General features: G+C 69.0%; 13 protein-coding genes. 5 read left to right on the top strand and 8 right to left on the bottom strand.

What is annotated here, in order from left to right; all coding sequences use genetic code 11:
* Window positions 1-60 precede the first annotated feature (60 nt).
* Window positions 61-1,011 carry a DUF72 domain-containing protein gene (locus QHF89_RS28225; protein ID WP_136970825.1) on the top strand — a complete coding sequence of 317 codons (951 nt, stop codon included), beginning with the start codon at window positions 61-63 and terminating at the stop codon, window positions 1,009-1,011.
* Window positions 1,012-1,014: 3 nt separating this feature from the next.
* On the opposite strand, the gene QHF89_RS28220 is transcribed toward QHF89_RS28225, so the two are convergent.
* The 5 genes from QHF89_RS28220 to QHF89_RS28200 all read right to left on the bottom strand — a co-directional run bounded on the left by QHF89_RS28220 (window position 1,015) and on the right by QHF89_RS28200 (window position 7,642).
* A complete protein-coding gene (locus tag QHF89_RS28220) occupies window positions 1,015-3,408 on the bottom strand; it encodes an alpha-amylase family glycosyl hydrolase (RefSeq protein WP_284721027.1) in 2,394 nt (797 codons plus the stop codon).
* A gap of 31 nt (window positions 3,409-3,439) precedes the next feature.
* Window positions 3,440-4,279, bottom strand: a complete 840-nt coding sequence (locus QHF89_RS28215; protein WP_136970823.1) for a 2-oxo acid dehydrogenase subunit E2 — start codon at window positions 4,277-4,279, stop codon at window positions 3,440-3,442.
* Window positions 4,280-4,316: 37 nt separating this feature from the next.
* Window positions 4,317-5,180, bottom strand: coding sequence for a Crp/Fnr family transcriptional regulator (locus tag QHF89_RS28210; RefSeq protein WP_136970822.1), 864 nt, complete (start codon window positions 5,178-5,180; stop codon window positions 4,317-4,319).
* Window positions 5,181-5,268: 88 nt separating this feature from the next.
* A complete protein-coding gene (locus QHF89_RS28205) occupies window positions 5,269-6,702 on the bottom strand; it encodes a PAS domain-containing protein (RefSeq protein ID WP_284721026.1) in 1,434 nt (477 codons plus the stop codon).
* A gap of 139 nt (window positions 6,703-6,841) precedes the next feature.
* Window positions 6,842-7,642, bottom strand: coding sequence for a crotonase/enoyl-CoA hydratase family protein (locus tag QHF89_RS28200; RefSeq protein WP_136936096.1), 801 nt, complete (start codon window positions 7,640-7,642; stop codon window positions 6,842-6,844).
* A gap of 136 nt (window positions 7,643-7,778) precedes the next feature.
* Here QHF89_RS28200 and QHF89_RS28195 point away from each other — a divergent pair, with 136 nt between their 5' ends.
* Window positions 7,779-9,383, top strand: coding sequence for a serine/threonine-protein kinase (locus QHF89_RS28195; RefSeq protein WP_136970820.1), 1,605 nt, complete (start codon window positions 7,779-7,781; stop codon window positions 9,381-9,383).
* 26 nt (window positions 9,384-9,409) lie between these two features.
* On the opposite strand, the gene ybaK is transcribed toward QHF89_RS28195, so the two are convergent.
* The 3 genes from ybaK to QHF89_RS28180 form a co-directional block, all read right to left on the bottom strand.
* A complete protein-coding gene (gene ybaK, locus QHF89_RS28190) occupies window positions 9,410-9,883 on the bottom strand; it encodes a Cys-tRNA(Pro) deacylase (RefSeq protein WP_136936094.1) in 474 nt (157 codons plus the stop codon).
* 43 nt (window positions 9,884-9,926) lie between these two features.
* Complete coding sequence (locus tag QHF89_RS28185; RefSeq protein ID WP_136936093.1) at window positions 9,927-10,886, bottom strand: PLP-dependent cysteine synthase family protein; 960 nt, start codon at window positions 10,884-10,886, stop codon at window positions 9,927-9,929.
* 69 nt (window positions 10,887-10,955) lie between these two features.
* Window positions 10,956-11,315, bottom strand: coding sequence for a DnaJ family domain-containing protein (locus QHF89_RS28180; RefSeq protein WP_170229961.1), 360 nt, complete (start codon window positions 11,313-11,315; stop codon window positions 10,956-10,958).
* Window positions 11,316-11,476: 161 nt separating this feature from the next.
* On the opposite strand from QHF89_RS28180, the gene QHF89_RS28175 reads away from it, so the two are divergent.
* The 3 genes from QHF89_RS28175 to QHF89_RS28165 all read left to right on the top strand — a co-directional run bounded on the left by QHF89_RS28175 (window position 11,477) and on the right by QHF89_RS28165 (window position 19,700).
* Window positions 11,477-12,115: a hypothetical protein gene (locus tag QHF89_RS28175; protein ID WP_284721025.1), complete on the top strand. Its 639-nt coding sequence runs from the start codon at window positions 11,477-11,479 to the stop codon at window positions 12,113-12,115.
* Complete coding sequence (locus QHF89_RS28170; protein WP_136970818.1) at window positions 12,115-13,704, top strand: SDR family oxidoreductase; 1,590 nt, start codon at window positions 12,115-12,117, stop codon at window positions 13,702-13,704. Before QHF89_RS28175 ends, QHF89_RS28170 begins: the two co-directional genes overlap by 1 nt.
* 290 nt (window positions 13,705-13,994) lie before the next feature.
* Window positions 13,995-19,700 carry an AAA family ATPase gene (locus tag QHF89_RS28165; protein ID WP_284721024.1) on the top strand — a complete coding sequence of 1,902 codons (5,706 nt, stop codon included), beginning with the start codon at window positions 13,995-13,997 and terminating at the stop codon, window positions 19,698-19,700.
* Window position 19,701: the final 1 nt, after the last annotated feature.

Raw genomic sequence — 19,701 nt, 5'->3', positions numbered from 1 at the left:
AGCAATTCTACAGGAGCGTGCGTACGACCACAAGCGTCGCCGTGATGGCTCGGGGTCTGCATGCTCCCCCGCATGCCTGCGCTCGTGAAGATCGGCATTTCCGCGTGGACCGAGCGGACGCTCGTGTCCTCGGGGTTTTATCCGCCCGGCGCCCGGACGGCCGAGGCGAGGCTACGCCATTACGCGTCCTTGTTCCCCATCGTCGAGGTCGATTCCACGCATTACGCGTTGCTCGCCGAGAGAAACGCGGAACTCTGGAGCGAGCGCACGCCCGAGGGGTTCACGATGAACGTCAAGGTCACGGCGCCGCTCAGCGAGCATTACATCGAGCCGCGTGGCCTGCCGAAGGACATGCGCGACGCCCTGCCGCGGGAGGTCCGTGAGAAACGACGCATCTACCCGCAGGACCTCGGCGACGCCTTCCTCGACGAGCTCGCGGCGCGCTTCGTCTCGGCCCTCCGGCCCCTGAAAGCGAGCGGCAAGCTCGGGCTCGTGCTGGTCCAGGTGCCGGTGTGGTTCACGTTCTCCTCGGCCTCGCTCCGGCGCCTCGAACGAACACGCGCGCTCTTTCGTGGCCATCGCCTGGCGATCGAATTCCGCAACGCCGGCTGGCTCGGCGAGCGTCATCGGGACGAGACGCTCGCATTCCTCCGGGAGCAAGGGCTCGTGTACACATGCGTGGACGAGCCCCAAGGCTTTGCCTCGTCGGTCCCGCCGATCGCCGAGGCGACGACGGATCTCGCGCTCGTCCGTTTCCACGGCCGCAACGTCGAGACATGGGAGAAGAAATCGGCCAGCGCCGCCGAGCGTTTCGCCTACGAATACGAAAAGGCCGAGCTCGCGAGCTGGGTACCGAAAATCGTGGGCATGTCCCGACAGACGCGGGAGGTCCACGTCATCATGAACAACTGCTATCGAGATTGGTCCGTGCGGAGCGCGGTGGATCTGACGGAGCTGCTCCGGAGAGCGGGCGCCCGCATCGCCGAGCCGCGGGCGCCGCTCGCCGCGTGATCGTCACGGAGAAAGGACGACCGCCGATTTCGCGGGCACCGTGAGCGTCAGCATGCCGCCCGCCGGGACGGTGACGTTCGGACCGCCCATCGCGTCCTTCAAGACGGTCCCGGCCGCGAATCCGAGCGTGGCGGCGTCCACCGTCATCGGCGCCGGCGCGCCCGACCGCGTGAGCGCGACGATCGCCCCCGTCGCCCCCGCAAGCTTTCGCCCGATCACGAGCGTGTCCTCCGTCGCGCCGAGCGAGACGTACTCCCCCCGCCGGAGCGCCGGAATCGCCTGCCGCGCCGTACCGAGCTTGCGCACGAACGTGAGCGTCGCCTTCTCCTCGGTCGAGAGCCCGTTCTCCGGTCGCCACATGAGCCGGTTGTTCGGATCCGCTCCGCCCCACTGCCCATATTCGTCGCCGTAATACATGAGCGGCGCGCCCGGCAGCGCGAGCAGCCACGCCATCGCCACGCGCATCCGCTCGTAAGGCACGGCGTCCGACGGCGCGAGGGCCGTGTTGTCCCACTGGTTGCCCGGGATCCCCCGGTCGCCGTCCGCATAATCGGCGAGCGACACGAAGCGCGGCGTGTCGTGGCTGCCGATATAGGGCGTCATGATCGCGCTCTTCGGCCATTTCTGGAGCCCGTGCTGGGTCCAGTAATCGGCGTGCAGCATGCCCTTGTCGCCGTACGCGAACGTCCGGTACGACACGCCGTGGTAGAGCACGAAGTCGAACTGGCCGTCGAGGCCAAAGGGCCCGATGTACCGGGCGATCGTGCCATAGTTCTCGTCGTTGCAGGGGTCGCCGCAGTCGTTCCACCCCATCGCCGTCTCGCCCATCATGAAATAATGGGTCCCCGCCTTCTCGAACGTCTCGCGCACCTCGACGGAGAGGTTCCGCGTCGCGACCTCCTCGACGTGCTTGACCGCGTCGACACGCAGGCCGTCGAGATCGAACTCGTCGAGCCACCACACGGCGTCGTCGACGAACTGCGCGTTCGCCTCGGGGACCGAGTGGTTGATGTCGGGCATGTAATCCGCGAAGAGGCATTCGAGCGCCTTCGCCGTCCAGTCGCAGTTCGCCGTGCCGCAGACGCAGCCCGTGCGGAACCACTCCGGGTGTGACTTGAAATATTCGTGCTCGCTGTGCACGTGGTTCACCACGTAATCCTGCAGGATGCGGATCCCGTGCGCATGCGCGGCCTTCACGAGCGCCCGCAGCGCGTCCGGGCCGCCGAGGCGCGGATCGACCTCGCGCGCCTTGATCGGCCAGTAACCGTGGTACCCCGTGACCTTGTGCACGCCGTCGGCCGCGAGGAACGCGTCCGCGGGGTTCGTCTGGAACGGCGTGAGCCAGATGGCGCGAATGCCGAGCTTGTCGAGCTCGCCCTCCTCGATTGATTGCCGCAGGCCCACGAGATCGCCGCCCTTCCAATCGCCGCGCGCGTCGGCGCCGGGCGTCTGCGGGGCATTGTTCGAGGGGTCGCCGTCGCGATATCGATCCGTGAGGACCATGTAGACGACCGCGTCGTTCCAGGAGAACGGCTCGGCCTCGATCCAGAAGGGCAGGTGCACGGGCTCGCCCACGCGCCCGCTCTTGCTGCGCGGCCGGAGCGTGACGCGGTATTTGCCGTCGGCGAGGCCCGCGAGCGAGAGAAGAACGTTCCCCTCGGGCGAGACCGTGGCCATCGGCGCCGCGAGGGGCTTTTTCGTGCCGTCTTCGAGCAGCGTCACCTCGAAGCCCGTGGCGTCGGCCCCGCTCGCGTCGGCGCCGTCGACGTACCCGAGATCGGCCGTGAACGCGCCCTGACCCGGCGCCGTGCGCGTGGCCTTCGTCGTCTTCACCGCGAGCGTGGGCAGGTTGCAATCTCGCACCTTGACGGCGCTGTTCTCGATGCCGCCGAGGTATTTGCGGCGGCCCTGCGCCGGGTCGAGGATCCATTGCGTGCCGCCGCCCGCGTCCTGGTAGACGAGCTTGTACCCGTGGAGCCCCGGCGGGAGCAGGACCGTGGCCTTGTACGCGCCGTTCGCGTCGGGGCCGCTCATCACGGGCGCCGTGGCGAGGTCGAAGCCTTGCCATTCGCCGGGCACGCGCGGCGCGGTCGCGCCGGAGGGCGGGACGAACGTGAAGACCGTCGGGCAAAGCGCGTCGCCGCCGCCGCTGCCGCCCGCGCCGCTGCCGCCCACGCCGCCGCTGCCGCCTGCGCCCGCGCCGCCGTTGCCGCCTGCGCCTGCGCCGCCGCTGCCTGGGCCTGCGCCCCCGGGGCCGGTGCTACCGGGGCCCGTGCTGCCGATGCCTATCGTGCCCGAGGAGCCCCCCGCGCCGAGCTCGTTGCCGTCGCTGCACGCGACGAACGCGAAAGGAAGGGTCAGGAGTGCGAAAAGGGAGGAAGGGGTACCGCGCCACATGGGCGCAGACTAGAGCCCGGCCGGCCCGGCGTCACCCGCCGTTCGTCGCGTGCGCCTCGGGCGCGTCGCTCGTGGCCCACGGGGCCTTCGCGAGGCCGTCGAGCGTCCAGGGTTCCTCGAACCCCTTCCGCAGCACCTTCGCGAGCTGGCCGAGCTGCGCGCCGTCGATGAAGCGGTGATCCACCGTCGCCGTGATGGTCACGAGCGGCCGCGGGACGACCTTGCCCGCGACGACCGCAGGTTGCTCGCGCACCGCGCCGACGAGGATGAGCACCGGCACCCGCGCGAACGGCGTCGGCGGGGCATATCCCTCGTCCACGCCGAACGCGCCGACGTTCGTGATGATACACGAGCCGAACGGGAAGGGCTCGAGCCCGAACGCCGCGACCCCGAGCGAGCCCGTCAAAAACCCCGTCGTCCAGAGGATGGGCTTGAGCAGCCACGAGGGCAGCGCCCGCACGATGCCCTTGCTCTTCTCGAAATCGGCGTCCTTGCCGCCGCGCAGCTTGCCCACGCCCTCGGCCAACGCCTTCGCGATGTCCGCGACCGATTTCTCGTCGGCGCGCGGGATCTTCGTCTTCGCGAGGTCCCGCCCATCTTCCAGCGCCACGAGGAACGTGACGTCCACGGTCTCGTGCGGCACGTATTTGCCGAGGACGATGCGGCCGTTCAGCCCCGGCGCGGCCTTCATGGCCATCGCCGCGGCTTTGCCGACGATGTGGCCGACCGTGACCTTCTCCCCGGTGGTCTTTCGCAGGTGCTCGACGTAGGCGACCGCCTCGCCCGCGTCCATGACCAGCTTGCCGTAGATGTTGCCCTCGCGCGGCGAGGACCATGTGGCAATGGCGAGCTTGCGCCTCGTCGAGTTCATCTCGTCCCCCGGGGAAGTGGGTTACCGTCCTCTTCGATTACACCACGAAATCGAGCATCTGCACACGCGTCAAATGCTCGCTGAGCCTCTTCGCGTACTCGTCGATGAGCAGATCGAGCTCGACGAGCACCGCGCCCTCGCCCGCCTGCCGCACCTTGCCGCTCACCGGGATCTCGCCGTTCGGAATCACCAAAACGAAGCTCACCTCGTCGCCCACCTTCGCGTCGGGCAACGAGACGAGCTCGAGATACCGGTCCGACATCGCGCTCACGGGGATGAGCACGCCCGCGTCGAGGCGGACCGAGGTCGAGAGCGCGTAGGCCGGCGTGACCATGTAGTGGACGCGGCGGTTGTGCTCGATGAGCGTGTCGAGCGTCTCGCAGACCGCGCGGCTGATCGGCGTCTCTTCGGCTTCGAGCACGCGGTCGCGCAGCTCCTTCATGGCCTTCTGCGTGCGGATGATGTTCGCACGCATCTCGCCCTGCCGCATCGCATCGCGGTGGACCTTCTGCGCCACGATCTTGAGCAGGTTGTGATAAAAGGGGAACGCGACGTCGCCGTGGTTCTCGAAGAAGCGCAGGAGCGCGACGACGCCGATGCGGTAGAGCTCGGACGCCTCGGTCGCGACCGCGCGGGTGTTGCGGTAGAGCCCGGTCAGCGCCCCGAGCTCGCCGATGGGCGCGATGGGCGCGAGCCGGAAGCGGACCTCGCCGGCCTGCTCCAGGGCGATCTCGCCCGCGGCCAGGAGCCACAGGTGCTTCGGCTCGGTGCCGGCCTCGAAGAGCACGTCGCCGGGCGCGAGCGTGACGCGCTCGAGACCCTCGATGAGCTCGGCGAGGTGGGCCTCGGTGATGCCCTCGAAGAGGGGAATCGCGTGGAGATCGGCGGGTCGCATCGTCATGACTGGTCCTTGTCGCCGCGGACCCGAGGGCTCACCGCGGCGCGGGGGGGCGCATCCTCGCATGGATGTGCCGTCCGCGCGAGGGGCGTCAGCGCTTGCCGCGCGCGCGGAGCCCCGCGCAGAAGCGCAGCGCGTCTTTGAAGCTCTGGAGCGTGCGGATCTGCGCGAGGTCCACGTCGATCCCGACGAGCGTCTTGGCGACCGAGGGACGGATCCCGGTGATGATCCCCTCACAGCCGAGGAGGCGCACGGCAGAGGCTACGCGCACGAGGTGCTGCGCCGTCGCCGCGTCCACCGTCTCCACGCCCGTGAGATCGAGCAGCGCGAAGCTCGCCTGCTTGTCGACCACGGCTTCGAGCAGCGCCCCGAGCATCTGTTCGGCCCGCGCCGCGTCGAGCGTGCCCACGACGGGCACCGCGAGCACGTCCTGCCAGACCTCGAGGATCGGCGTGCCTAGCTCGGCGATCGCTTGTTTCTGCGACGCGATGAGCTCGAGTTGCGCCCGGAGCTGCGCCTCGAACCGGAGCTCTTCCGTCGCGTCCTCGGTCGACGCGCATGCGCCGATCACCTCGCCGAACGGATCCCGCAGCGGCGCGTACCGCATGCGGAGCTGGGTGTCGCGCAGGGGGCGCTCGACGACGTACGCCTCGCCCGAGAGCGCGCGCCGCATGTCGCCGACGAGGTCCGGCCTCTCGCGGTAGATCTCGAACAGGTTCTTGCCGACGAGGTCCGCCGCCGTGCGGCCCATCTGCCGCCCGAGCGCCCCTTCGAAGAGGGTGCACGTTCCCTTCTTGTCGAACGCCCAGATGCAGATCGGCAGGCGATCGACGCACTCCGTGATGGCCTTGGATTTCTTGGAGAGCTGAAGGTCCTCGCCGTCGTGCACCGCGAGCGACTGGAGCCCCTTCACGGCGCCGCTCGCGTCGACGAGCGGCGTGTAGACGTTCCGCCAGTGCGCCTTCTCGGTGACGTCCTCTTGGATGAACGTCTCGCCGGCGAGCGCGCGTTTGACGATCGCATGCACCTTCGAGTCCGTCGGGTAGAGCTCGAACACGCTCTTCCCCACGGCCGCCCCGGGGGCGAGGCCGAGCAGCGCGAGCCCCTTGCCGTCCGACACGAGGACCTTGCCCTCCGCGTCGCACGACCAGACGATCGCATCCATCTTGCGGAAGCAGTCGAGCAGGATCCGCGCCTTGCGCTCCTCCGCCTCGTCGCGCGTCACCTCCGCCGAGGCCCACAACGATCGCTCGTCCGCCCGCCAGAACGTGAGCCTCGCGCGCTCGCCTTCTCCTTGCCGCGCGAGGCGCACGTCGAGCGAGGTCGTCGCCTCCACGCCGAAGGCCGCGCGGCGCGCCTCCGCGAGCGCGGCGTGATCCTGTTCGTGGATACGCGCGTCGAGCGCGCCGCTGCCCACGCGCGCGTCCCACGCGGCGTTCGTCGCGAGCATCTCGCCGGAGATCGACACGAGCGCGAGAGGTGTCGGGCAGCCGTGAAGGAGCGTCTCTGCACGGGGGAAATCCATGCGCATCAAGCCTCCACCCTCCGGGACGCATGACGCGGCACCTCGAGCCGGTGCGATGCGCATGGCCCCCTCCATAGGCCATGGTGCCTGCCCTGCTCGTCCGCTCGCAATGAAGAATCGAGCGGTTTTCGTGCCCTCGTTACTTCCCCGCGAAGCGCGGCGGGCGCTTCTCCATGAACGACGCCATCGCCTCGCCGAGGTCCTCGGACGCGAGGAACGCCGCGTTCCAGGCCGCGACGTAGGCGAGCCCGTCGGCGACCGACTTGCCCTCGCCATGATCGAGCACCGCTTTGACGCCGCGCACCGTGAGCGGCGGATTGGCCGCGATCTCCAGCGCGAGCTTGCGCGCCCCCGCCTGCAGCGCCGCCGCGTCGTCGAAGAGCTCGTTCACGAGGCCGATCGAGAGCGCGCGCTCGGCCGAGAGATCCTTGCCCGTGAACGCGAGCTCCCGCACGAGCCCCTGGCCGAGCAGCCGCGGCAGCCGCTGCAGGCTCCCGAGATCCGCCACGATCGCGATCTTCGTCTCGCGCACGGAGAAGTACGCGTCGCGCGTCGAGAGGCGGATGTCACACGCCGCCGCGAGATCGAGCCCTCCGCCGATGCAAGGCCCCTGGATGGCCGCGATGACCGGCACGGGGCAAGCCGCGACGGCGTCGAAGCCGCGCTGGTAGCGCTGGATGAGCCCGAGCAGCTCCATCCGATCCGCCGCGCCCCCGCCCCCGAGGTGCGGGCCGAGATCCGCCATCGCCGCGCGCAGATCGAGCCCGAACGAGAACGCCTTCGCCGTCGACTGCACGACGACGGCGCGCAGCCCCTTCTCGGCCGCGAGGCGCCCGAACAGCGCTTCGAGCTCGACGAAAAGCGCGGGCGGCATCGTGGGCCGGAGGAGGGTGACGGTCGCGATCGCTTCGGAAATCTCCAGGGAGACGAACTCACTCATGCGGCGAAGCTAGCAGAGGAGGTCGGCTGTACGTCAGCCACGATCCGCTGCACGATCCACCGCCGATTCACCGCCAGAATTTCGGCGTGCTCCTCCCACTTCACCGCGCTGCCTCGGACGTCGTATGCTCGGCGCGATGGCCCAGGACGTCTTCGGGATCGCCGGCACGACGCAGGGCCCTTTCTCCATCGAAGAGGCGGTGGCCGAAGGGGGGTTCGGCGTCGTCTACCGCGCGCTCCACGGAGCGTTCCGCGCGCCCGTCGCGCTGAAGTGCCTCAAGATCCCCACGATCCCGGAGGACCTGCGCGCCGGCTTCCTCGAACGATTCCGCGAGGAGGCCGAGATGCTCTTCCGGCTCTCGGCCACGATCTCGGAGGTCGTGCGGCCGCTGCATTACGACGTCATCACGCTCGACAGCGGCCTCATCGTCCCGTTCATCGCGCTCGAGTGGCTGGAGGGGCGCACGCTCTGGTCGCTCATCGACCAGCGCGCCACGGACGGCCTGCCGCCGCTCGGCTACCTCGAAGCCGCGCGCCTGCTCACGCCCGTCGCCCGCGCCCTCGAGATCGCCCACAACTTCCCCGGGCCCCAGGGCGCGATCTGCGTCGTCCACCGCGACATCAAGCCCGCGAACATCTTCCTCGCCGAGGTCCACGGCACCGAGTACGTGAAGATCCTCGATTTCGGCATCGCCCGCGCCCGCGACGCGGCCTCCGTGATGGCCGGCGAGATGACGCAAGCGGACACGGCCACGCCGCTCGCCTTCACGCCGCGCTACGGCGCGCCGGAGCAGTGGGCGCCGAAGCGGTTCGGCACGACCGGCCCGTGGACCGACGTCTGGGGCCTCGCGCTCGCGTTCCTGGAGACCATCGCCGGCCGCGTGGTGATCGACGGCGACGCGGTGGCGATCATGGGGACCGTGCTCGACGAGAAACGAAGGCCCACGCCGCGGAACGAGGGCATCGCCGTGCCCGACGCGCTCGAAGCCGTCTTCCGCCGCGCGCTCGCGGTCGATCCGCGCGAGCGCCCCGGGAGCGCCGGCGCGTTTTGGGACGAGGTAGAGCAAGCCCTCGGCACAGGGCCGCGCCTCTCCGTGCCCACGGGGCATCGGTCCGGGATCACGCGGGCGCCGGCGATCGAGGCGCCTCAAGGCGATTCGCGCCGCTCGTCGGGCTCGATGCGCGCCGTCTCCGTGCCGCCCGCGAGCCTCGACGTCGCCTCCACGATGCTCGCCGACAGCCCGGCCGAGGGCGGGGGCCGCATCTCGCGCTTCCCCGAGCCGCCCGCGCCGTCGGTCCGCGCCCGGGACGCGGCGGCGATCGACGTCGACTGGGGCGCGAGCGGCCCGAGCGCGCCGCAGCGCCGATCGAGCACGTCGATGCCGGCCGTGCGCCTCGATCCGCCGGCGTCGCCGCCGAGCTCGCGCGTCTCCTCGGTGCCGAAGCCGCGCGTGTCGGCGGTCCCGCGCGAGCCGCTCCCGCGCGAGCCGCTCCCGCGCGAGCCTCTCCCGAGCGTGTCGAACGAGCCTGCGCCCGACGTCCGCAGCATGCTGGGCGGCCCGGTCGCGCTGGCCGGCGCGGGGGTCATCATCCGCGTGCTCGACCAGATCGCGGGATGGCTCTGGCTCGGAGGCGAGCGCGTGGGGCTCGGGCCGCTCCGGTTGTCCTACGTCGCCGCGATCCTCATCGGCGCCGGGGCGCTGCTCGCCCTCGCGCGCCTGCTGCGCCATTTGACCCGGTAGGTGTCCTGGAGGCGGGGGTCGTTGTCCTACACGCTCCGGGCGATCGGCGCGAGCGTGCCTTTCACCACCCGCACGTAATCGGTCGGCGCGAGGAGGATTTGCAGCCCCCGCATGCCTGCTGAGACGGACACCACGTCGTGCAGCTCGATCGTCTCGTCGACGACGACAAAATAGTCCTTTTTGCCGCCGATTGCCGTCACGCCGCCGCGCACGTAACCCGTGAGCGGCTGGACCTCCTTCAGCGACACCGTATCCACCTTGCGATCGCCCGTGGCCCGCGCGAGCGCTTTCAGATCGAGCTCCTCGTTCCCGGCGAGCACGGCCATGAGCACGCCCGTCCGATCCCCTCGACAAACCAGGGTCTTCCAGACCTGCTCCACGGGCAAGCCGATCTTCTCGGCCACGGTCCCGGCACGGAGATCCTCGGGATCGACCTCGTACGCGCGGAGCTCGTAGGCAATGCCGAGCGTATCGAGCAACCTCACCGCGTTCGTTTTCATCGCACGCTTTCAACGCTTGGGGGCTGCGCTCGGACGAGCCGAGCTACGCCCCCAAACCCCCGGCGGCCTCGGCCCCCGACAGGTCCCGGAACATATCGGTCGAGAAATAACGCTCCATTCGGTCGCAGAGCACGGTCGCGATGTCGTGCCCCGGCCCGAGTTTGCGCGCGAGCCTGCGCGCCCCGGCCAGGTTGAGCCCGCTCGACGGGCCCACCGGGAACCCTTGCGCCACGAGATCCCGCGCCGCGCGAATGGCCTCCGCGTCAGGGACCGGGAGCGAGACCACGCCACCCACGGCCTCCTCGTCGAGGATCTGCGAGAGCCCGTCCACGACGCCCGGGATCCCGCCGCAGATCTCCGGCTGCCCTTCGAAACACACGCCCCGCTCGGGCCGAGGCCTGCCGATGACCGCCTTTTGCCCCGACTCGAGGAGCGCCCGCGCGATGCCCATGAGCGTCCCGCCGGTCCCGACGCCGGCGACAAACCCGTGGATCGTGGTGCCGACCTGGGCGATGAGCTCGGGGCCCGTGGTGCGCTGGTGGGCGAGGGCATTCTGGGGATTCTCGAATTGCCGCGGCCAGAAGACACGCGTGTCCTCTTCGGCCATGCGGCGTGTCTCTTCGATCGCGCCGAGCACGCCGAGCTTCTGCGGCGTGAGGACGACCTCGCCGCCATAACGACGGATGATGAGCAAACGCTCGCCGCTCACGCCCTCGGGCATGACCGCGCGGAATCGCACGCCGATCATGGCGCAGGCCATGGCGAAGGAGATCGACGTCGAGCCGCTCGACGCCTCGACGACGATGCTGTCGTCCCGCAGCGCCCCGCGCTCGACCGCGCAGCCGAGGATGAAGCTCGCGATGCGGTCCTTCGTGGAGCCGCTCGGGAGCATGTACTCGAGCTTGATCCAGAGGGTACACCCCGTCTCCTCGTCCCGGAGCGGGACCGTGGGCGTGCCCGCCGCGAGCCGCGCGAGCCAGGCCTTCATCGAGCGTCGGACCATGGGGCGCAGGCTAGCCGAGGTCGCCGGAATTGTCCTACCCGAACGGGAAAACGAAGGCCGCGCCGCTCCTCACCGCGGCTCCGTCAGCTTGCTGTGCACGAGCACGTTCCGCCCCGACGCCTCGAACAAGATCGCGAGCCGCGTCGTCTTCGCGCCGAGCGCCTCCGTCAGCTTCGCTCGTTCTTTCTCGTGTTTGCAGCCCGCGAGCCGCTCGCGCAGCGCCGCGATGTCCCGCAAGAGCTCTACCTCCTCCGGCGCGCTCCCCGCGATGCGCTGGATCCGCGCGGCCATGCGGTCCTCCTCGGGCAGGCCGGCGAGGTCGTCCGCGGGCATCGGCTTGCCCTTGCCCGGCAGGTCCTCGAACGCGCCCCGCGCCTCCGCCTCCCGGATCCGCGCCTCCACGAGCACATGAAAATCCCTGGAACGCACGCCTCGTCTCCTTGTTCGGCCACCCCTCGCGCACGTCGTGGGGGCGCTTGCGCGCGGGTCAAGCCCCCCGTGGCCGTTCCGGACGCGCCCGCCGGGCGAGCCGAAGCGCAGACCTCCGAAGCGGCTGGTCAGCGCCCGTGATCCATGTATGCTCCGCCGCGATGCGCCACAGCGCTGGGGACGCTCCTCGTCCATCCTCGGGCAGGCGGCTCGGGCCACCTTGCCTCGTCCGGCTCGTTTGCTCGTTTGCCGCGGTCGCCCTCGGCGTCACCTCGAGCGTGGCGGCCTTGGCCGAAGAGCCCTCCACGGCTGCGCCCGCGCCTGAGCCCACCCCGAGCCGGGGGAACCTGCGCCAGGCCAAGAACTTCGTCGGCCTCGGGCCGCTCTTCGGCATCACGGGCCACACCGACGGCACCATCTCGGGTGCCCTCGGCTTCGAGCTCTCGTACGTGCGTTACCCCGTCGAGGCGTTCGCGTTTGGCCTCGGCGCCTTCGCGCAGGCGCAGTCCGTCGGGTTCACGCACGGCCGCTGGGCGTTCGGCCCGCAGATCAACTTCATGATGTTCGGCGCCGAGCTCGGCGCGTACCTCGAAGAAGGCTACGGCAACCGCGCCACCACGATCGGCCTCCACGCCTCGCCTTTCGTCTCCATTGGCTTCTTCTCCGCGGCCTTCCGGATCGGCGTCCCCGTCAGCGCCTTCTCCGAGGGGACGCCGTACGGCCTGGATCTCGGGCTCATCTGCGCCATCAAGGCGCCCATCCCTCTCGACGGCCAGCTCTTCGGCCTCGCATTCCATTGATGATCGACGATATCGCGGACGAACAGGACGAACAGGAAGACCACGAGCCGAAAGCCCCCGAGCAGGCTCCTTTTTCCGACGACGACCTCCGCGTCGCCCTCGACGTGCTCGAAGCCGTGGTGCGCGACCGGGCCGTGCTCGCGGACGTGCCTCGCGAGGCGCGCGTGCGGCTGCTCGAAGCGGCCGGGCGGGTCTCACGGCCCGATCGCGCCGAGCAACGCCGGCTCGCGAAGGCGCTCCGCCGCAAGGATCGCCTCGCCGTGAAGGCCGAGGATGCGGCGCTGCTCGACGCGACCGGCATTCGCGCGGGCCGCCGCGCGACCGTCTTCCAGACCCCGCCGCCGAGCTTCGGCGCCTTGCCGGGCCCCGCCGAGACGCCGCCGCCCGCCGAGCTCAGCGACGCGCGCAAGTGTTACGTCTGCAAAGCCGAGTTCCGGAAGATCCATTTCTTCTACGATCAGCTCTGCCCGCCCTGCGCCGAGCTCAATTATCAGAAACGCACGCAGGCGGCCGACCTCCGGGGCCGCGTCGCGCTCGTGACCGGCGCGCGCGTGAAGATCGGCTACCAGGCCGCGATCCTCCTCCTCCGCGCCGGCGCGCGGGTCGTCGTGACCACGCGGTTCCCCCACGACGCCGCGCTCCGGTACGCCCGCGAGAGCGATTACGAGGCCTGGGCCGAAAGGCTCGAAATTCACGGCCTCGACCTGCGCCTCACCCCGAGCGTCGAGCGGTTCGCGCGGTTCCTCGAAGGCCACCTGCCGCGGCTCGATTTCATCATCCACAATGCCTGCCAGACCGTGCGCAGGCCGCCGGGCTTTTACGAGCACCTGCTCGACACCGAGCTGCAATCCCCCGATCGATTGCCGCCCGAGGCGGCCCGCCTCGTCGCGAGCCACGAGGCCGAGCGCGCCGCGCAACGAGCGCTCGCCCAGGCCAACGAGGTCGCGCTCGCCCCGCGCGCGGGCTCGCTCGCCTTGTTCGAGGGCTCCGCCGCGCTCTCGCAGATCCCGCTGACGGCCGAGGATCACGCGCTGCGCGGCCGGGTCGATCTCTTCCCCCGCGGGGCGCTCGACGCGGATCTCCAGCAGATCGATCTGCGCGACAAGAATAGCTGGCGCCTCGCGCTCGCGGAGGTGCCCACGATCGAGCTCCTCGAAGTGCACCTCGTCAATGCCATTGCCCCGTTCGTGCTGAGCAGCAAGCTGAAGGGCCTCATGACGCGGCACCCCTCGCGCGACAAACACATCGTCAACGTCTCGGCGATGGAGGGGCAATTCTACCGCGAGCACAAGACCGACAAACACCCGCACACGAACATGGCCAAGGCGGCGCTGAACATGCTGACGCGCACCTCGGCGCAGGATTACGTGAACGACGGCATCCACATCAACAGCGTGGATACGGGGTGGGTGACGGACGAGGATCCCGCGGAGATCGCGGCGCGCAAGCAATCGATCCACGGCTTCCACCCGCCGCTCGACATCGTCGACGGGGCGGCCCGGATCGTGGACCCGATTTTCGAGGGGGTCGCCACGGGAACCCACGCATTCGGGCAATTCTTCAAGGATTACAAGCCGACGCCCTGGTGACGGCGCTTCTTACCGCGCCACAGCAAGCGTGTTCAAGGGCGCGCCGACCGCGCGGCCTCGCGGAGAGGTGCGAGCGTTCTGCCTGGTGATCGAGCTCATACGCCCTGGCCCGCCTGGCGTTGGGTGTGACACGACCGGCCGCGTGTGGAGGTGTCCTTCGCCACGAGGGCGTGCCAGGAGCGCTGGTTCCATGCTATGGGGATTCAGGGGGCTGCCGATCGCAAGTCATGGGTGGGCCCATTCCCTGCGCGCCCCTTGCCTGGCGCCCGCTCTGGGCGGCGAGCTTTCCCATGAAGGACGCGTCCCCGTTCGAGATCACCCAGACACTTCACGAGGGCAGGGGCACCCTCGTGCTCCGCGGGGTCCGGACGGCCGATCACCTTCCCGTGATCCTGAAGGTGCTCGACCCGAGGCGCAGCCGCCCGCGCGATCTCGAGCGCTTGAAGCGGGAATACGAGATTGGAAGGCAGCTCGACTTGCCGACCCTCGTCAGGCCGCTCGCGCTCGAGACGCACGAGGGAATGCCGGCGCTCGTGCTGGAGGATTTCGGCGGTCAGTCGCTCGACCACTTCCTCGGCGCGCCCTTGCCCATCGAGCGGTTCCTCGACCTCGCGGTCCATATCGCGGCGGCCGTCGGGGCGCTCCATCGGCGTGGCGTCATCCATAAAGATCTGAAACCCCAGAACATCCTCGTCAACACGTCCACCGGCCAGCTCAAGCTCGCCGGTTTCGGGCTCGCGGTATGCTCATCCCGCGAGCGCCAGGCAGCCCGGAGCCCGAGCCTCATCGAGGGCTCCCTGCCGTACCTCGCGCCGGAGCAAACGGGGCGGATGAACCGGGCGATCGACAGCCGCGCCGACCTCTATGCCCTGGGCGTGACATTTTACGAAATGCTCGCCGGGCGCCTGCCCTTCGAGGCCGCGGACCCGCTCGAATGGGTGCATTGCCATATCGCCCGTATCCCGCAGCCTCCCGGAACGTGGGTCCCGGAGTTGCCCGAGGCCCTCTCCGCGCTCGTCATGAAGCTCCTGGCCAAGATGGCGGACGATCGTTACCAGACCGCCCGCGGCCTCGCGCACGACCTCGAGCGGTGCCTTTCCGAATGGCGTGCCAAAGGCAGGCTCGAACCGTTTGTCCTGGCCGAGCACGACGTCTCCGGCCGCTTCGAGATCCCCCATAAGCTTTATGGCCGCGGGGAGGAGATCGCCGCGCTGCTGCGTGGGTTCGAGCGTGTGGTCGGCACGGGCTCCCCCGAGCTCGTCCTGGTCTCGGGTTACTCCGGCATCGGAAAATCGGCGCTGGTCCGGCAGCTCTGCAAGCCGATCGTTCGCGAGCGGGGCTTCTTCGTTTCAGGAAAGTTCGACCGGTACAAGCGCGACATCCCCTATTCCACGATCGTACAGGTCGTCCGGGAGCTCGTGCTCGAGATCCTCGCCGAAAGCGAGGAACGGATCGCTCCTTTCCGTGAGCGGCTCATGGGCGCCCTCGGGATCAACGCACAGCTCATCGTGGACGTGATCCCGCAGGTCGAGCTCGTCATCGGCAGGCAACCGCCGGTCGCCGAGCTTCCGCCGCTCGAGGCGCAGAACCGGTTCCGTATCGTGTTCCGGCATTTCATCGGAGTGTTTGCCCGCAAAGAGCACCCCCTTGCACTCTTCCTCGACGATCTCCAGTGGGCCGATCCGGCGAGCCTCGCGCTCCTCGAGGATCTGGTGGCCCACGCCGAAACGGGCCATCTCCTCGTGATCGGCGCATACCGTGACAACGAGGTGACCCCCTTGCACCCGCTCGTGCTGACGCTTCGCAACGTGCGGAATGCGGGCGCGCGTGTCTCGGACATCGTGCTCGGCCCGCTGTCCAGGGTGCACCTCGCCGCGCTCGTCAGCGACATGCTCCACTGCCGCCCCGAGGAAGCCGCGCCGCTTTTGGACCTCGTCCACGAGAAGACGGCGGGCAACCCCTTTTTCACGATCCAGTTCCTCACCGCGCTGCATGACGAGCGCCTGATCGAGTTCGACGAACGCGCGAGCGCGTGGCAATGGGACGTCGCGAAGATTCGAGCCAAGGGCTTCACCGACAACGTGGTCGAGCTGATGGTTGGCAAGCTCGCGCGGCTCCCTGCGCGCACCCAGGAAGCGCTGAAACAGCTCGCGTGTCTCGGGAGCACGACCGACGTCGCCGTCCTCTCGGCGGTGAGCGGCCGCTCGGAGCAGGCATCACACGAGGATCTCTGGGAGGCCGTCCGTGGGGGGCTCGTCCTCTGGATGGATGGGGCGTACAGTTTTCTTCACGATCGCGTCCAGGAGGCGGCCTATTCGCTCATCCCCGAGGAGCAGCGGCCCGAGGTGCACCTGCGGATCGGCCGGCTCCTTTTGGCGAAGTTGCCAGAAGAGGTGATCGCGGAGCGCGTCTTCGACATCGCGAACCAGCTCAACCATGGCGTCGCGCTCATAACCGATCCACGCGAAAAGGAGACGCTCTGCCGGCTCGACTTTCAGGCTGGAAGAAGGGCGAAGGCCTCGATTGCGTACGCGTCGGCGCAAAGCTATCTGGCCCAAGCGACGCCGCTCTTGGCGGCGGACGCCTGGCGCACGCAGTACGAAGAAACATTCGCCCTCTACATGGAGCGGTCCGAATGCGAGTACCTCGTCGGCAACTTCCAGCGGGCCGATGAGCTATTCGACCTGATATTCCAGAACGCGCGCTCCAATCTCGACCGAGCCAGGGTCTACCGGCTGCGCATCAGGTTGTACCAGGTCTCGGGGCGATATGCCGACGGGGTGACGGTCGCACTGGAAGCCCTGCGGCTCTTCTGCGTGACATTGCCCGCGTCGAACGAGGAGATCCAGGCCGCAGTCGAAGCCGAGAACCGGGGCATTTCGGCCAGCCTGCGCGGTCATCGGATCGCCGACCTCCTCGACGCGCCGGTGGTGAGCGACCCCGATGGGAGGGTGCTCATCGGCCTGCTCGTCGACTCGATCCCCTGCGCGTACAATGCGCGACCGGAGATGTTCGCTCTGCACGTCGTCCAAGCGCTGAGCTTCTCCCTGCGGTATGGGAACGCCGAGGAAACCTGCTTCGCCTACTGCGCCTACGGCATCATGTTGGCGTCGGTCTTCGGCGACATTCCGTCCGCCTACGAGTTCTCCGAGATGTCGCTGCGGCTGAACGAGAAGTTCAACGACGCCAAGCTCAAGGGCAGGCTGCTCTTCATGCATGGCGGCCACATCCACTCCTGGCGGAGGCCCATCGCGACCAGCGTTCCGATCATGGAGCAGGCTTTCCTGGCCTGCTTGGAGGTCGGTGATCTGGTTTTTGCCGGCCTCGCGACCGTTCTGACGGTATGGCTGGTTCTGGAGACCGGCAGCCCGCTCGACGAGGTCCTCAGAGTGGCGCAGAAATACCTCGCATTCGCCAGAGAGAGCCATAACGATGCGGTATTTCATACGATCCAGCTCGAACAGCAGTTCGTTGCGAGCCTGCAAGGACCGACGCTGGAGCCGGCAAACCTCGACGATCGAGCTTGCGACGAAGCTGAAAGTCTGGCCTTGATCACGGGGGCGACGTTCGGCTGCGGGATTGCCTTCTACCATGTCATGAAGCACGTCGCCGCTTTTACCGACGGACGGTATCGCGAGGCCCTCGATTCTGCGGCCCGAGCGGCGACAATGTTGGGGGCGGTCATGGCGCAGCCCATCGAGGCCACGCATCACTTCTACCATGCGCTCACTTTGACCGCGCTCTACCCGCAGGCGCCTGCCCCGCAGCAGCGGGAGTTCGCGTGCACCCTCGAACGGGGGCTGCAGAAGCTCAAGCTATGGGCGGACAACTGCCCCGAGAACTATCTGAACCGCTACGCTCTCGTGTCGGCCGAGGTGGCTCGCATCGAGGGCCGAGACCTCGACGCCGAGCGCCTCTATGAAGAGGCCACTCGCTCGGCGCGCGAGAACGGCTTCGTTCACATCGAAGCGCTCGCCTACGAGCTCGCATCTCGGTTCTACCGGGCGCGTGGGTTCGTCCTGTTCGCCGATACGTACCTCCGCGAGGCGCGCGCCTGCTACGCCCGCTGGGGCGCTGATGGCAAGGTGAGACAGATTGACCAGCAGCATTCCCGCCTCCTCGAACCGAGGTTGCCCGCGCCCACCGCCACCTTCGCAGTCCGGTCCGAGCAGTTCGACCTGCTATCGGTGACCAAGGCCTCGCAGACCATCTCGGGCGAGATCCTCTTCGACAAGCTGGTGCGCACGCTGCTCACGGTCGTGCTCGAGCAGGGCGGAGCGCAACGAGGCTGCCTGATTCTTTGCCGGAATGGTTGTTCTTCGATCGAGGCGGAGGCGTCCCTCGAGGAAAGAGGCGCGGCGACGAAGCTCCTGGAATCGCAGCAGATCTCGTCGTCGCTGGTGCCCGTCTCGATCGTCACCTACGCCCTGCGGACGAAGGAGCGCGTGCTCCTCGAGGACGCGGCCGAGGCGGCGAAATATGCATCGGATCCCTACGTCGCCCGCGTGAAGCCGAGGTCACTCCTGTGCTTGCCCATCCTCCAGCAGACCGAGGTGGTGGGGCTGCTCTATCTGGAGAATAACCTCCTCGCCGGCGCGTTCACGCCCGACAGGCTCGTCGCCCTCTCGCTCCTCGCCACGCAGGCCGCGATTTCCCTGGAGAAGGTGCAGCTCCTCCGGAAGGAGCAGGCGGCGCGGGCGGCAGCCGAGGCGGCGGAGCGCCGCGCCATGTTCCTCGCCGAGGCCGGCGCGGTCCTGTCGGAGTCGCTCGATTACCAGGAGACGCTCACGCGCCTCGCGGGGCTGTGCGTGCAATCGATTTCCGACTGGTGCGTGATCGACATCGTGGAAGGCGGAGAGATCCGACGCATCGCCGGCGCCCACAAGGACCCCACGAAGGCGTCGCTGCTCGAGGAGCTCCAGCGGCGGTATCCCCCTCGCTGGGATTCACCCCACGGGGCGTCCAGGGTCCTGCGGACGGGGGCGCCGCTCCTCGTGCCCGAGCTCTCCGACGACGTCATACGAGGCTTGGTCGTCAACGAAGAGCATCTGAAGGTCAGCCTCGCGCTCGGGGCACGGAGCTCCATGATTGTGCCACTCGTGGCGCACGGACAAACGCTCGGGGCGCTGAGCGTCGTCTCGGGCGCGCCGGGACGCCGCTACGTGCGCGCCGATCTCGCGCTGGTCGAGGAGGTCGCGCGCCGGGCCGCGATGGCGATCGACAACGCGCGGCTCTATTGCAAGGCCCGGGACGCCGTCCGCGTGCGGGACGAGTTCCTCACCGTGGCCTCGCACGAGCTGAATACGCCGGTAACGTCGCTCCGGCTCACGCTGCAATCGCTGGACCGGTCCATCCGGGGAAGCCGGTCGGGCGATATGCAGGCGATGGCCAAGCTGGTCGAGCGGGCCCTGCGTCAGGGGACACGCCTGGCCCGGCTGAACAAGGCCCTCGTGGACGTCTCGCAGCTCCACGGGGGCCGGCTCCCGCTCGAGCCCGAGAATGTCGACCTCGCGACCCTCTTCCGCCATGCGCTCGACCAGCTCAAGCCGGAGCTCTCGCAAGCGCGGTGCTCGGTCCACATCCAGGACGGCCCCCAGGTCGTCGGCCATTGGGATCCGGACCGCATCGAGCAGATCCTGACGAACCTCCTCTCGAATGCGATCAAGTTCGGGGCCGGCAAGCCCATCGAGGTTGTCTGGGGCGAGGAGGGCGGGCTCGCGCGGATCGTGGTCGAGGATCACGGGATCGGCATCGACCCGGCGCGGCAGGAGCGCATCTTCGAGTGCTTCGAGCGCGCGGCCTCCGAGAATTACGGCGGGCTGGGGCTCGGTCTGTACCTCAGCCGCCGGATCGCGGAAGCGCACGGAGGCTCGCTCCGGGTCCAGAGCCAGCCGGGGGTCGGATCGTCGTTCACCCTCGAGCTCCCTCGTGTCGGCCGCCCTGCGCCGTGGAGCGATGCGCCCAGGCACAACGACGAGGGCGGGGCGCCGGCGTAGC

This window comes from Polyangium sorediatum, assembly GCF_029946465.1.
Classification (GTDB): domain Bacteria; phylum Myxococcota_A; class Polyangia; order Polyangiales; family Polyangiaceae; genus Polyangium; species Polyangium fumosum.
This window is presented reverse-complemented; position numbering and strand designations above follow the sequence as displayed.

Bases quoted from the DNA above. Each gene is read 5' to 3' on its own strand.
- QHF89_RS28225 (WP_136970825.1), top strand. From the start codon at position 61: ATGCTCCCCCGCATGCCTGCGCTCGTGAAGATCGGCATTTCCGCGTGG.
- QHF89_RS28220 (WP_284721027.1), bottom strand. From the start codon at position 3,408: ATGTGGCGCGGTACCCCTTCCTCCCTTTTCGCACTCCTGACCCTTCCT.
- QHF89_RS28215 (WP_136970823.1), bottom strand. From the start codon at position 4,279: ATGAACTCGACGAGGCGCAAGCTCGCCATTGCCACATGGTCCTCGCCG.
- QHF89_RS28210 (WP_136970822.1), bottom strand. From the start codon at position 5,180: ATGACGATGCGACCCGCCGATCTCCACGCGATTCCCCTCTTCGAGGGC.
- QHF89_RS28205 (WP_284721026.1), bottom strand. From the start codon at position 6,702: ATGGATTTCCCCCGTGCAGAGACGCTCCTTCACGGCTGCCCGACACCT.
- QHF89_RS28200 (WP_136936096.1), bottom strand. From the start codon at position 7,642: ATGAGTGAGTTCGTCTCCCTGGAGATTTCCGAAGCGATCGCGACCGTC.
- QHF89_RS28195 (WP_136970820.1), top strand. From the start codon at position 7,779: ATGGCCCAGGACGTCTTCGGGATCGCCGGCACGACGCAGGGCCCTTTC.
- ybaK (WP_136936094.1), bottom strand. From the start codon at position 9,883: ATGAAAACGAACGCGGTGAGGTTGCTCGATACGCTCGGCATTGCCTAC.
- QHF89_RS28185 (WP_136936093.1), bottom strand. From the start codon at position 10,886: ATGGTCCGACGCTCGATGAAGGCCTGGCTCGCGCGGCTCGCGGCGGGC.
- QHF89_RS28175 (WP_284721025.1), top strand. From the start codon at position 11,477: ATGCGCCACAGCGCTGGGGACGCTCCTCGTCCATCCTCGGGCAGGCGG.
- QHF89_RS28170 (WP_136970818.1), top strand. From the start codon at position 12,115: ATGATCGACGATATCGCGGACGAACAGGACGAACAGGAAGACCACGAG.
- QHF89_RS28165 (WP_284721024.1), top strand. From the start codon at position 13,995: ATGAAGGACGCGTCCCCGTTCGAGATCACCCAGACACTTCACGAGGGC.